Below are 13,350 nucleotides of genomic sequence, written 5' to 3'. Positions count from 1 at the left end.
TCCGGTCGCTGCCCAGCACGCCCTGCCCGTGCTGCGCCCCTGCCCGACCTGAGAGGTAGCGCGTGTCGAAGCCGTCCGTCGCCCAGCCCACGTCCGTCACCCCGTCGTCCGAGGGTCCGGCGGACGCGCCGGAAGGCGTCACCGCCCCGGCCCGTCCGACGCTCGACCCGGACACGCTCGCCGAGATCCACCGGCTGCACGGCGGCTACCTGCTGCGCGCGCTGCTGCGGGCCACGGGCGGGGACCGCGGCAAGGCCGAGGACATCCTCCAGGAGACCCTGCTGCGCGCCTGGCAGCACCCGGAGGCGCTGTCCGCCGGGCCGGAGGCGAGCCGGCCCTGGCTGTTCACGGTGGCCCGCCGGATCGCGATCGACCACTACCGGATGGCCGCCGCCCGCGCCAAGGAGGTGATCGGCGAGCCGATGGAGGACCGGCCGGTCGCCGACGACCCCTACGAGCGGGTGGTGGTGGCCCGGGACATCGCGCTGGCGCTGCGCCGGGTGCAGAAGCACCACCGCGAGGTGCTGGTCGAGCTGCACCTCAAGGACCGCTCGGTGCTGGAGGCCTCGGCCCGGCTGGGGGTGCCGCCGGGGACGGTCAAGTCCCGCAACTTCTACGCGATCCGGGCGCTGCGCCCGGTGCTGGCGGCGGAGCACGGGTACGCCCCGACGGAGCGCGGGGCCGCCTCGGCCGCGGGCTGACCGGGCCGCCGTCCCGTCGGGCGGCACGGGCCCGCCGGCCTCCGCCGGGGCCGGCCGCCGCCCGGGTCAGTCGTCCGCCGGCCGCCGCCCGGTACGGAGCTTGAGCGATGCCTCCAGGCCGGTGGTGAACCCGCTCCGGTAGCCCGCGCGCCGGTCGTGCGAGCGGAAGCGCTCCAGCGCCGAGCGCAGCCTGGCACCCACCTCCGGTTCCCGGCCCCGGGCCGACAGGTGGGCGGCGTAGGACTGTTCGGCCACGGCGTGCAGGTACAGCAGGCCGGCCTCCTCGCACGCGGCGAGCAGCCGGTGCCAGGCGAGGTCGGCGGCGACGTCGCGGACGGTCGGCGGGAGGGCCTGCGCCTCGGTCAGCAGCGACCAGAGGTGGACCTGGGTGACGGGCGTGGCCGGCAGCAGCTCCCGGGCCTCGCGGGACCGGCGCTGGGCGCCCTCCCGGTCCCCGACGGCCAGGCTCACCCAGCCCTGGTGCACCTTGGCGTCGACCAGCCGCCGGCGGTCGCCGGACTCCAGCGCGAGCGCGGTGGCGCCGGCCGCCAGCCGTTCGGCCTCGGCGCCGTTGCCGAGCATCGCGGTGACCATGGCCAGCGTGGCGAGCGCCCGGACGTGCGCGGACACGGCCGCGGGCCCGGTCCCGGACTCGGCGGCGGCCACCGCCCGCCGGGCCGCCTCCGCGCACTCCTGCCGGCGTTCCAGCGCGACCAGGGCCTGCGCCCGGCAGTTGAGCAGCAGGGCGAGCGCGACCGGGTCGCCGCACCGTTCGGCCGCCGCCTGCCCGAGCCGGGCGCAGGCGAGCCAGTCGGTGAAGCGGCCGGCGCCGTAGTAGAGCGAGCCGCAGGTCAGCGCGATCCGCCAGGCGCGGGCCGGGTCGGTGTCGGGGGAGGCGACCAGCGCGGAGAGCGCCGGCTCCTCGGCGTCGAACCAGTCGAGCGCGGTGCGGATGTCGACGGCGGCCGGCAGGGACTGCGCCGGGCCGGCGGGCGGGGCGGTGTCCTCCTGTCCGGGGTCGAGGAAGGAGCCGCAGTGCCGCAGGGCCGTGAGGTAGTGGTCGGCCAGGCGTTCGCGCAGCAGCCGCCGGTGCCGCTCGGGCCGTTCGGCGAGCAGCCCGGCGCCGTAGCGCCGGACCAGGTCGGTGCGGACGTGGCGCCCGGGGGCGGTGCCGGTGAGCAGGTGGTGGGAGGTCAGCTCGCCGAGCGCCCGGTGGGCGGTGGCGGTGTCGCTGCCGAGCAGCGCGGCGCTCGCCGAAGGGTCCAGCTCGCGGCCGGGGTGGGCGGCCTGGACGGTCAGCAGTTCGGCCGCGGGTTCGGAGAGCCGGCGGTGGGTCAGCCGGAGCCGGCCCGCGACGGAGAGCGTGCCGTCGGCGTCCAGGGCGGCCAGCCCGGTCCGCTCGTCGGCGAGTTCGGCGACCAGCTCGGCGATCGTCCAGTCCGGCCGGGCGGCCAGCCGGGCGGCGGCGATCCGCAGGGCGAGCGGCAGACGGTCGCAGAGCCCGGCGAGCCGGGCGGCGGCCTCCGGCTCGGCGCGCAGCCGCTCGGGCGTCAGCGCGCGTTCCAGCAGGTCCAGGGCGTCGTCCTCGGGCAGTGCGGCCAGGCGCAGCAGGGTCGCTCCCTCCAGGGCGACCAGGCCCTCCAGCGCGCCCCGGCCGGTGACCACGGCGGTGCCGGCCGGGCCCGCGGGCAGCAGGTCGGCGACCTGGTCGGCGTCGGCGGCGTCGTCCAGCAGCACCAGCAGCCGCCGGCCAGCGGTGCGTTCGCGGTAGAGCGCCGCCCGGGCGGCGCGCCCGGCGGGGATGCCGTCCCGCGGCACGCCGAGCGCGCGCAGGAAGCCGGCCAGGACGGCCTCGGGCCGGGCCGGGCCGTCCGGGGCGAGGCCGTGCAGCTCGGCGTGGAGCAGGCCGTCCGGGAAGCGGTCGGCGACCCGGTGCGCCCAGGCGGTGACCAGCGCGCTCTTGCCCACCCCGGCCGGGCCGACCACCAGCACCGGGCCGTCCCCGGTCCGGCCGCCCCCGTCGGGGCCCGGCCCGCAGGCCCGGTCGAGACGGGCCAGGTCGCCGGTGCGGCCGACGAAGTCCGGGTGGCGACGCGGCAGTTGGCGCGGAACCAGCGGGACCGGCGGGACCGGCGGGACCGGCGGGGCCTGCGGCGCCGGCTCGGCGGCCGGGGGAGCGGCGGCCGGCGGCTCCACCGTGCGGTCGTCGGCCAGCACTTCGGCGAGCGCCGCCCGCAGCGCCGGGCCGGGGTGGATGCCCAGCTCCTCGGCGAGCCGCATCCGGGCCCGGTGGTAGGCGGTCAGCGCCTCGGCGGGCCGGCCCGCCTGGTGCAGGCAGCGCATCAGCAGCGCCACCAGTTCCTCGCGCAGCCCGTCCATCCGGACGCCCTGCTCCAGCAGCGGCACGGCCGACGCCCCGGCGCCCTGGCCCAGCCGCAGCCCGGCCCAGCGGAGCAGGGCGGCGGTGCGGGACTGCCGCAGCCGGTCCACCGCGGCGGAGCGCAGCGGGGTGTCGGGCAGGTCGGCCAGCGCCTCGCCGCGCCACAGCCGCAGCGCCCCCTCCAGCAGCGCGACCGCCGTGGCGCAGTCGCCGTGGCCGGCCTGCCGGTCGGCGGCGCCGGTGAGTTCCTCGAAGCGCAGCGCGTCCACCTCGTCGGCCGGCCCGGCCAGCAGGTAGCCGGAGTCCCGGGTGTGCAGCTCGAACGGGGTGCCGGCGAGCACCTTGCGCAGCGCGGCGACGTGGCCCTGCACGGCCGCCCGCGCGCTCGGCGGCGGCTGCTCGTCCCACAGCAGCTCGCACAGCTGGTCCACGGTGACCAGGTGCCCCAGCCGCAGCGCCAGCAGCGCCAGCACGGCCCGCCGCTGCGCGCCCGCCACGCTCGTGAAGCCGCCTGCCCCGATCCGCAACTCCACCGGCCCGAGCAGCCGAATCCGCACCAGTACCCCCACTTCACCGCAGAACCGCGCATCACGTCCCGAAGCGGCCATCGGCCCTCGGGGTGGAGCAGTGTAGTGCGAGAAGATGTCCGGTCATGTCGGTCGGTTGTCCCTGCCCCCGGTTGACGCGTCGGGAGCGGCGGATGGTTGCGCCGGCGGGGGATCGGGCCGGAACGCCGTGTCGTACCCCTCGGTCCGGCCGGGGCGCCGTGTCGTACCCGCGCGGTACGGTGCCCGAGGACGGCCCCGGACCGGCGCGAAGGGCCTGACCGGCCCTATCCTCGGTCGGGCCGGGGAGTCGAGGACGGGGGAGGGGAACGGGCGCGTGTACATCGATCTGCTCGGACCGGTGGTGGTGCGGCGGGAGGACGGGACGGCGGTGACGCCCTCGGCGCCCAAGCGCCGGGCGCTGCTGAGCGCGCTCGCCGTGCGGCTGAACCGGACGGTGGCCACCGAGGAGCTGATCGAGCTGGTCTGGGAGGGCTGCGCGCCGCCCACCGCGCGGGCCGCCCTGCAGGGCCATGTCGCGGCGCTGCGCCAGCTGCTGGACGGCCCCGGACTGGAACTCGACACCCGCGGCTCCGGCTACCTGCTGGCCGGTGAGCCCGACCGGATCGACGTGCTGCGCTTCGCCCGGTTCTGCGAGCAGGCGGGCGTGCTGCTCCCCGAGCCCGCCGGCCCGCCGCGGGGCGCCGCGCCGGACCGGGCACTGCCCCTGCTGCGCGCCGCGCTGGACCTCTGGCGCGGTCCGGCGCTCGCCGACTGCGGCTCCGCCCTGCTGCGCGAGCGGACCCTCCCGTACCTGACCGACCTGCGGCTGCGCGCCCTGGAGCTCCTGGCCGACGGCCTGCTCCGGGCCGGCCGGGGCGGCGAGCTGGCCGCCGAACTCGACGAGGCCGCCGACGGCCACCCCGCCCGGCAGCCGCTGGCCGCCCGGCTGGTGCGCTGCCTGGAGCAGGACGGGCGGAGCGCCGAGGCGCGGGAGCGCTACGAGCGGGCGGTGGCCCGGCTCAGCTGGCCGCCCGGCCCCGAACTGCGCCGGGCCGGCGAGCTGGCCGGCGCCCGGCCCGCCGCGGACCGCCGGTTCGTCGGCCGGAGCGTCGAACTCGCCCGGCTGGACCAGGTGTTGCCCGCCGCGCGGGACGGCCGGCCGATCCTGGTCACCGGGCCCGCGGGGGTCGGCAAGACCAGCCTGGTCCGGCAGTGGACGGCCCGGCGCGGCGACGCCTACTTCCCGGACGGCGTCCTCCGCGCCGAACTGCGCGGCTTCGACCCGGACGGGGCGCGCGAACCCGGTGAGGTGCTCGGGGAGCTCCTCACCGCCCTCGGCGTCGACCCGGACGCGCTGCCCGCCGAACCCGAGGACCGCGCCCGCCACTACCGCGAACTGATCGGCGGCCGGCGGATGCTGGTCGTCCTGGACGACGCCGCCTCCTACGAGCAGCTCGCCCCGCTGCTGCCCGACCCGCCGGCCACCGACAGCGAACCCGCCCCGGTCGCGATCGTCACCAGCCGCAGCCGGCTGCGCCACCTGCTGGTCCGTACCGGCGGCATACCGGTGCCGCTCGGCGCGCTCGGCGCCGACGAGGCCGCCGACCTGCTCGCCCGCATCCTCGGCCCGGACCGCACGGCCGGTGAGCCGGAGGCCGTCGCCGAACTCGCCGAGCGCTGCGACCACCTGCCGCTCGCGCTGCGCCTGGCCGCCGCCCGCCTCGCCGCCCGGCCCGACTGGTCCGCGGCCGACCTCGCCGCCGAACTCGCCGACGAGCAGACCGGCCTGGCCGCGCTCTCCGGCGCCGGCGCCGGCACCGACCGCGGCCCGCTCGGCCTCACCACGGCGCTGGACCGCACGTACCGCGCGCTGGCCCCGGACGCCGCCCGGCTGTTCACCCTGCTCGGCCTGCACCCCGGCGCGGAGATCGGCACCGACACCGCCGCCGCCCTCGCCGACCTCCCGCCCGCGACCGCCCGCACCCTGCTGACCCGGCTCGACGCCGTGCACCTGCTGGAGGAGACCAGCCCCGGCCGGTACGCCCGGCGCGAGCTGGTCCGCCGCCACGCCGCCGCGCAGGCCGCCGAACTTGCCTGCGACGAGCGGTACCTGGCCCTCGACCGGCTGATCGCCCACTACCTGGAGGTCACCGCGGACTGGGCGGGCGAGGGGGCGGAGGCCGGGGGCGCGGAGGCCGGGGGCAGCGGGTCGGCGGCGGCCTGGTTCCGCCGCGAGGAGAGCGCCCTGCGCGCCGTCGTGCTCTGCGCCGAGCAGAAGGGACGGCCCACCGCGGCCTGGCGACTCGCCCACCGGGTCGGCCGGTTGTACGAGACCACCGGCCACGACCGGACGCACTGGCGGGCCGTGGTCGAGGCCGGGCTGCGCGCCGCGCACGCGGACCGGGACGAGGCGGCGGTCGCCCGGCTCGGCACCGACCTCGCCGTCCTGCACGTCGACCGCGGGGCCCACCGCACCGCCGCCGACCAGCTGGAGCGGGCGGTCGACGCCGCCGACCGGGCCGGCGACGCGGCGCTGCGCCACCACTGCCGCAGCCGGGTGGCGGCCGCGCTGCTGCGGACCGGCCGGTACGAGCGGGCGGTGCCCATGCTCGGCGACCTGGTGGCCGCCGCCCGCACCCCGGCCACCGACCACCTGCTGGTCCGCGCGCTCACCGACCTCGCCGACGCGCTCGTCCTGGCCGGCGACCCCGGGCCCGCCCTGCGCCACGCCGACGAGGCGGTGCGCGCCGCCACCGCCCGCTCCGGCGGCGCCGAGGCCGTCCTCGCCACCCACAGCCGGGCCCGCGCCCTGCACGCGCTCGGCCGCCGGGACGCCGCGCTCTCCTCGGCCCGGCTCGCCGTCGCCCTCGGCCGCACCGTCGGAGACCCGGCGCTCGAAGCCCGCTCCCACGGCCTGCTCGCCGACCTGCTGGACGCCCTCGGCCGCACCGTCGAGGGCGCGGAGGCGAGACGCCTGGTGTAGGGCCGCCGCCCGCCGGGCCCTGCCCCGGCCGCCCCGGCGGCGGGAAACCGCTGCCGGAGACCGGCCGTCCGTGGCGGAAAACCGCTGATCGGCCGGCGGAACCACAGGCGGAACTATCGGCGGTCCGCTCCCGCGCAACCGCCCCCGCCTGCGTCGCCCCGTCCGCACGCATCCCTCCTGACCTGGGCGGATATCCTGAGGGAGGGGCGACTGGGAGGAATCCGTCCGCCCGGGCATACTTCTGCCTGGAACGAACCGCCGGAGGCGACTCCAGGCAGAAGTGCGGAACTGCGCAGGACCGAGTGAGTGGGGGCGGGGCATGGCGGCCGGGGGCGGTACGGACACGGACGCGAACGGGTTCAGCTGTCTGCTGGCGGGGCACCGGGTGGCCGCGGGTCTGACCCAGGAGGAGCTCGCCGCGGCCGCCGGGGTCAGCCTGCGCGCCCTCGGGGACATGGAGCGCGGTCGCACCCGCGGCCCGCAGCGGCGCACCGTGCGGGCCCTGGCCGAGGCGCTCGGGCTGGACGGCGTGCAGGCGGAGGCGCTGGACCGGGCCGCGCAGTCCGGACGCCCGCGCGGGGTGCGGCCGGGCTCGGCGCCCGCCGGGGGCCGCGCCCGGCCCCTCCGGTCGGCCGCGCACGAGGCCGCCGCCCGTACGGACGCGCCGCGCGCCGCGGCCCCGGCGGTGCCCGCCGCCGGGACCGGCCAGAGCGCCCTCGCGCTGCCCCGCGACATCGCCGACTTCACCGCCCGCGAGGACGCCCTCGCCCTGCTGGCCCGGCTGGCCGAGGACGAGCGGCCGGCCCACCCGCGCGTGGTGCTGGTCAGCGGCCAGCCCGGCCTCGGCAAGACCTCCTTCGCCCTGCACGCCGCCCACGTCCTGGCCCCGCGCTTCCCGGACGGCCAGCTCTCGCTGGACCTCGGCGGCATGTCCTCGCAGCCGCTGCCCGCCCGGGACGCGCTCGGCCAGGTGCTGCGCGCCCTGGGCGTGGCCGATGCCGCGGTGCCCGCCGGGACGGAGGAGCGGGCCGGCCTCTACCGGGCGCTGGTGCGCGAGCGGCGGCTCGTCCTGGTGCTGGACAACGCCGCCGACGAGGGCCAGGTGCGTCCGCTGCTGCCCGGCTCCGGCCCGGCCGTGACCATCGTGACCAGCCGCAACGTGCTGCCCGGCCTGGAGTCGGTGCACCGGCTGAGCCTGGACGTGCTCTCCCCGGCGGAAGCGGCCGGGCTGCTGGCCCGGATCGCCGGCCGCGAGCGGATCGAGGCCGCGCCCGACGCCACCGCCGAGCTGGCCAGGCTCTGCGGCTACCTGCCGCTCGCGCTGCGGATCGCCGGGCAGCGCCTGGTCGCCCGCCCGCAGCAGCCGGTCGCCCACCTGGTGCGCCAGCTCACCGCCGAGGAGAACCGGCTGGACCTGCTGGAGACCGGCGACCTGGCCGTCCGCCCGGCCTTCGAGCTGTCCTACCGGCGACTGCCCGCCGAGTCCCAACTGGTCCTGCGCCGCTGCGCGCTGACCGCCGGGCAGGACTTCACCGCGGAGATCGCCGCGGCCTACGCGGGCCTGTCGGCGGCCCGCACCGAGCTGGTGCTGGAGCAGCTCGTCGACGCCGGGCTGATGCAGGCGGCCACCCCGGACCGCTACCGCCTGCACGACCTGGTGCGGCTCTACGCGGGCGAGCGGCTGACCGCCGACGAGACGGGCCAGGAGCTGGCCGAGGCCCGCACCCGGGCCGGCCGCTGGATCCTCGGCCGGGCGGCCGAGTACGGACTGCGGTTCGACCCCGACCACGCCACGGACGCGGCCGGCACCGGCGGCGGCGCGCCCCCGCACCTCACCGAGGCGGCCGCCTGGCTGGAGTACGAGCACCCCGAGTGGCTGGCCGCCCTGCACCAGGCGCAACTGGCCGGCCGCTACCGGGAGGTGGTGGACACCGCCGAGGCGATGCACTGGTTCTCCGACCGGCTGCTGAGCTGGGGCATCTGGGCGGAGGTGTTCCAGCTCTCGGCGGACGCCGCCCGCGCGACCGGGGACCAGCGGGTGGAGGCGGTGCACGTCAACTACCTGGCCTGGACGTACATCACCTGCCTGCACCGCTACCAGCGCGGCATCGAACTGGCCACCGAGGGGCTGGAGCTGGCCCTCGCGGTGGGCGACCGGGAGCAGCAGGGCTGGGCGCTCACCTACCTCGCCTCGGGCCTGCGCCACCTCCAGCGGCACCGGGAGGCGACCGACGCCTTCCAGCGGGCGGCGGACGCCTTCGCCGAGCTCGCCAGCCGCTCGGCGATGATCGGCCGGCTGGTCACCCTGCGGGGCGCCGCCAACTGCCTGCGGGAGTCCGGCCGGGCGGAGGAGGCGGTGGATTCGCGCCGGCGGGCCCTGGCCGGGGCGCTGGAGCTGGTGGAGCGCTGGTCCTCGCCGCTGATGCACCTGCTGGCGGCCATGACCGCGCACGAACTCGGCCTGGACCGCGCGGCGTTGAGGCGCTGGCCGGCCGCCGAGAAGGCCTACCGGCAGGCCCTGGTGCACTTCGAGGCGGTGGGCCGCCCGGACAGCATGACCAAGACGCTGACCGAACTGGGCACCGCGCTGATCGAGCAGGGCCGCGCCGAGGAGGCCCGCGAGCTGCTGACCGAGGCGCTCACCGACCTGAGCGCGGAGGGCCCCCGCGCGGCGGGCGCCCGGCACTGACCGGTTCTCCCGAGGCGCCCGGCCGGTGGTGCCCGCAGCCGGTCGGCCGCACCCGGAAACGCCCCGGCCCGCCTCCGGTCCCAACGGAAGCGGGCGGGCGCGCGGGTCGGAGCGGCCGGTCGGACCTGTGGGACCGGTGGGACCGGTGGGACCGGTGGGACCGGTCAGATCCGGGTGTCCTCCACCACCGGCAGCGGGTCGACCGGGGCCGAGGCCGGTGCGGAGGCGGGCGCGAAGGCCGTCCGCGGGGCGACGGTGGGCTGCTTGCCGCAGAAGGCCGGCTCCAGGGTGTTCATCAGACCCTGGGTCACCGAGCCGTTGTTGGAGGCGTTGGCGAAGACCACCACGCTGCGCCGACCGTCCGGGGTGGTGAAGGACTGGCTGTTGAAGCCCTGCACGATGCCGCCGTGCCCGTACACGTCCCCGCAGGAGAGCGAGATGCGGCGCAGGCCCAGGCCGTAGGAGATCTTCGCGGTGGGCGTGGGCAGGGCGGCGGTCATCTGCTGGAGCGAGGTGGTCGAGACGAGCCCGCCGTCGTCGCCGGCCGTCAGCGCGGTGAGGAAGCGGTCGAGGTCCTCGGCGGTGGAGATGACGGCCCCGGCGGCCCAGACCCAGGAACCGTTCTGCTCGGTGGAGTTCAGCAGCGGCTTGGTGCGGTCGTCGTTGGTGAGGTAGCCGGTGACGTGGGCGCCGCGGATCGCCTGGTCGGGCACCACGAAGGAGGTCCTGCGCAGGCCGAGCGGCTGGATGATCCGCTCGTTCAGCACCTCCGGGAAGGGCTGGCCGGTGAGGTGCTCGACCGCCAGGCCCATCAGCACGAAGTCGGTGTTGGAGTAGGAGTAGCGGGTGCCGGGGGTGTACTGCAGGCCGTGCTTGACCGACATCGCGACCAGCTCGCGCGGGTCGTAGACCGTGCTGCGGATGCGGGCCTCGAAGGCGCTGGTGGTCTCCTCGCCGGCCTGCTCCAGCAGGTCGTTGGTGTGGTCGAAGATCCCGGCCCGGTGCTCCAGCACCTGGCGGCCCGTCATGGTCCAGCCCTCCGGGAGGGTGCCCGCGGGCAGGTACTCGCGCAGCGGCCGGTCGAGGTCGATCCGGCCCTCCTGCGCCAGCTGCATCACGAGAACGGCGGTGAACATCTTGCTGTTGCTGCCGACCCGGAACCTCCACGAGGAGTTCATCGGGGTCCCGTCCAGGTCGGCCAGGCCGACGTTCACCGAGCGGGTCCGGTCGCCGCCGTCGTGGTCGCGGATCACCGCGAAGGCGCCCGGGGCGCCGGCCGAGACGGTGGCCTGGAGGGCGGCGCGCACACCGGCGAGGTCGGGGGCGGTCGCGGCGGTGGTGTCCTGGCCGGCGGCCGCGGCGGGCAGGGCACCGGTCGCCACCAGGACGGCGCCGGCGGCGGCCACCGCGAGCGGGCGCAGAAGGCTGGTCTTCGCCATGTTCCTCGGTTCTCTCGTGAGCTGACGCGGCGTCGGACCGCGTCGTTCGAAGATCACTATCACCGGCCCGGGCGGTCCGTGGCAATGTGAACCGGTTCGCCCGCATTTCGCGTTGTCGATGCGGCGGTCGGCGGCCGCACCGTTCGTTTCCCGCGCCGGGGCCAAGGTTTCACCTGCCGTCGTCTACCCGCGTCGAACTCCGCGCCCGATGCTGTTCGGGCGCTTTGCGCCCGGTCGTACCCGGGCGCCGCACCCCGGACGCCGCACACCGGCGGCAGGCACCTCCCGTCCCGAGCCCGGCTCGCCGGGCCGTCTTCCACCCGAGGAATTGTCATGACTTCGTCCACGAAGGCCCTGAGCGCCCGCTCCCGCCGCACCGCGACCGCGATCGGCTCCGCCGTCGCCCTGCTCGCCGCCTCCGCCGGCCTCTGGGCGGCCACCGCCACCACCGCCCAGGCCGCCGCGCTGCCCACGCCCGACCACATCGTCGTCGTGGTGATGGAGAACCACGCCTACACCCAGGTCATCGGCAGCAGCAGCGCCCCGTACATCAACAACACCCTGAAGGCGGGCGGGGCCAACCTCACCCAGTCCTTCGGCATCACCCACCCGAGCGAGCCGAACTACTACGCGCTGTTCTCCGGCTCCACCCAGGGCACCGTCGACGACAGCTGTGTGACGGTCGGCGGCTTCCAGGCCGCCAACCTCGCCTCCGAGGTGATCGCCGCCGGCAAGACCTGGGGCAGCTACAACGAGTCCCTGCCCAGCCAGGGCAGCACCGTGTGCAGCAGCGGCAGCTACGCCCAGAAGCACAACCCCTGGTTCGGCTTCGGCAACGTCCCGCTCGGCTCCGCCAAGACCTTCGCCCAGTTCCCGGCCGACTACAGCACCCTGCCGAACGTCTCCTTCGTGGTGCCGAACCTCTGCAGCGACATGCACGACTGCTCGGTCGGCACCGGCGACACCTGGATCAAGAACAACCTGGGCGCGTACGCCACCTGGGCGCAGACCCACAACAGCCTGCTGGTCGTCACCTTCGACGAGGACAACAAGCTGTCCGGCAACCGGATCCCGACCGTGATCTACGGCGCCCACGTGACGCCCGGCAGCAGCAGCGCCACCACCTACAACCACTACAACGTGCTGCGCACCCTGGAGGACCTGGCCGGTGCCTCCGGCCACGCGGGCAACGCGGCCTCCGCCGCGGACATCACCGGCATCTGGAACTGAACGGCGGCGGTCAGGCCCTGATCCCGGCCGGGTCCTGTTCCGGGCTCCGGTCCTGTTCCGGGGCCTGTTCCCGGGCCTGGTCCGGCTCCTGATCCGGGGTCCGAGCCCGATCGTGAGCCCGGGTCCGGGCCGGTGGCCGTTCGGTCGCCGGCCCGGGCGCGGGCGCGGTTCCGGCGGCCTGCCGGGCGCCGTACCGCCGGACGCCGGGCACCGCCGCCGTGCCCGCGCAGACCGCCGTCACCAGCCCCGCCACCGCCAGCAGCGGCACCCGGTCGCCCCAGGCGTCGGCGGCCAACGGCGCCAGGACGTACCCGAGCGGGGCGCCGGCCAGCGACAGCAGCCAGTCGTACGAGGTGACCCGGGCCAGCGCCCCGGGCGGGAACTCCTGCTGGACCACCGTCTCCCAGACCGGGTTGAGGAAGCCCAGCCCGGCCATCGCCACCGCCTGTGCGGCCACCGCGAGCGGCGCCGGGGCCGGGAGGGCGAGCGCGAGCAGCGGCAGCCCGTACAGCGCGAGGGCGAGGTTCCCGGCCAGCACCGGGCGGCGGGGCCGCAGCCGTCCGGCGATCAGCGAGCCGGCCAGCAGACCCACCGCGCCCGCCTGGGTCAGCGCCACCCAGGCGCCGTCCCCGCCGAGCCGGGTGGCGGCGATCAGCGGGCCGAGGGTGAGCAGCACGGAGCTCGCGCCGTTCCACACCCCGTGGGCGATCAGGCTGGTCCAGTACCAGTCCCGGGAGCGCACCTCGCTCCAGCCCTCGGCGAGGTCCCGGCGCAGCGAGCGCGGTTCGCCGGGCACGTGGTCGATGCGGAGCCGGGTCAGCAGCGCGGCGCTCAGTGCGAAGGAGGCGCCGTCCAGCACGAACGCCCAGCCGGGCCCGGCGGTGTACACCAGCAGTCCGGCGAGGGCCGGGCCGCCGAGCCGGGCGGCGGCGGTGGCGGAGCCGAGCAGGGCGTTGGCGCGCAGTCGCAGCTCGCCCCGGACGGTGGCGGCGACCAGTGGGGAGGCGGTGGGCATGGCGAAGGCGGAGGCGGTGCCGCCGACCGCCGAGGCGAGCGCGACGTGCGCCAGGTCCGGGTTCCCGCCGAGCAGTTCGAGTCCGACCAGCAGTTGGGCGGCGGCCCGGACCAGGTCGGTGGTGAGGGCGACGAGACGCGGGTCGAAGCGGTCCCCGACCACGCCGCCGACCGGCAGCAGGAGCAGTCTCGGCACCATCGCGCAGCCCAGGACGAGGCCGAGTGCGGCGGCCGAGCCGGTGGCGCGGGTGACGGCGATGGCCAGGGCGGCCGGGACGACGGAGTCGCCGAGGGTGGAGAGGGTCCGTCCGACGAAGAGCAGGCGGAAGCCGCTCAGGTTCAAGGGGTGTCGTGTCACGCGCCGCA

7 protein-coding genes are annotated in these 13,350 nt (G+C 77.2%); 4 read left to right on the top strand and 3 right to left on the bottom strand.

The genetic code is table 11. The features are described from left to right. The first annotated feature begins 62 nt into the window (after window positions 1-62). Window positions 63-701, top strand: a complete 639-nt coding sequence (locus ACGFSC_RS27395; protein WP_359899411.1) for a sigma-70 family RNA polymerase sigma factor — start codon at window positions 63-65, stop codon at window positions 699-701. Between the two features lie 66 nt (window positions 702-767). On the opposite strand, the gene ACGFSC_RS27390 is transcribed toward ACGFSC_RS27395, so the two are convergent. Further along, window positions 768-3,638 (bottom strand): BTAD domain-containing putative transcriptional regulator, encoded by a 2,871-nt coding sequence (locus tag ACGFSC_RS27390; RefSeq protein WP_359899409.1) that lies wholly within the window; start codon window positions 3,636-3,638, stop codon window positions 768-770. Between the two features lie 325 nt (window positions 3,639-3,963). Between ACGFSC_RS27390 and ACGFSC_RS27385 the strand changes: the two genes are divergently transcribed. Both ACGFSC_RS27385 and ACGFSC_RS27380 read left to right on the top strand, forming a co-directional pair. Next, window positions 3,964-6,612 (top strand): BTAD domain-containing putative transcriptional regulator, encoded by a 2,649-nt coding sequence (locus tag ACGFSC_RS27385; RefSeq protein WP_359899407.1) that lies wholly within the window; start codon window positions 3,964-3,966, stop codon window positions 6,610-6,612. A 319-nt stretch (window positions 6,613-6,931) separates the two neighbouring features. Then, window positions 6,932-9,301: a tetratricopeptide repeat protein gene (locus tag ACGFSC_RS27380; protein ID WP_359899405.1), complete on the top strand. Its 2,370-nt coding sequence runs from the start codon at window positions 6,932-6,934 to the stop codon at window positions 9,299-9,301. A 164-nt stretch (window positions 9,302-9,465) separates the two neighbouring features. On the opposite strand, the gene ACGFSC_RS27375 is transcribed toward ACGFSC_RS27380, so the two are convergent. Then, a complete protein-coding gene (locus ACGFSC_RS27375; RefSeq protein ID WP_359899403.1) occupies window positions 9,466-10,740 on the bottom strand; it encodes a serine hydrolase domain-containing protein in 1,275 nt (424 codons plus the stop codon). Window positions 10,741-11,073: 333 nt separating this feature from the next. Here ACGFSC_RS27375 and ACGFSC_RS27370 point away from each other — a divergent pair, with 333 nt between their 5' ends. Further along, window positions 11,074-11,970, top strand: a complete 897-nt coding sequence (locus tag ACGFSC_RS27370; RefSeq protein ID WP_359899401.1) for an alkaline phosphatase family protein — start codon at window positions 11,074-11,076, stop codon at window positions 11,968-11,970. Between the two features lie 10 nt (window positions 11,971-11,980). On the opposite strand, the gene ACGFSC_RS27365 is transcribed toward ACGFSC_RS27370, so the two are convergent. Next, entirely contained in the window at window positions 11,981-13,342 is a 1,362-nt protein-coding gene (locus ACGFSC_RS27365) for an MFS transporter (RefSeq protein WP_359899399.1), read from the bottom strand. Window positions 13,343-13,350: the final 8 nt, after the last annotated feature.

The sequence above is a fragment of the Kitasatospora sp. NPDC048715 genome, assembly GCF_043198905.1.
GTDB classification, from domain to species: Bacteria; Actinomycetota; Actinomycetes; order Streptomycetales; family Streptomycetaceae; genus Kitasatospora; species Kitasatospora lactacystinica.
The sequence above is the reverse complement of the archived record's forward strand: the minus strand, read 5'-3'. Positions and strand labels throughout refer to the sequence as shown.

Excerpts from the sequence above, each read along its gene's own strand:
- ACGFSC_RS27380 (WP_359899405.1), top strand. The coding sequence starts at position 6,932 with ATGGCGGCCGGGGGCGGTACGGACACGGACGCGAACGGGTTCAGCTGT.
- ACGFSC_RS27375 (WP_359899403.1), bottom strand. The coding sequence starts at position 10,740 with ATGGCGAAGACCAGCCTTCTGCGCCCGCTCGCGGTGGCCGCCGCCGGC.
- ACGFSC_RS27370 (WP_359899401.1), top strand. The coding sequence starts at position 11,074 with ATGACTTCGTCCACGAAGGCCCTGAGCGCCCGCTCCCGCCGCACCGCG.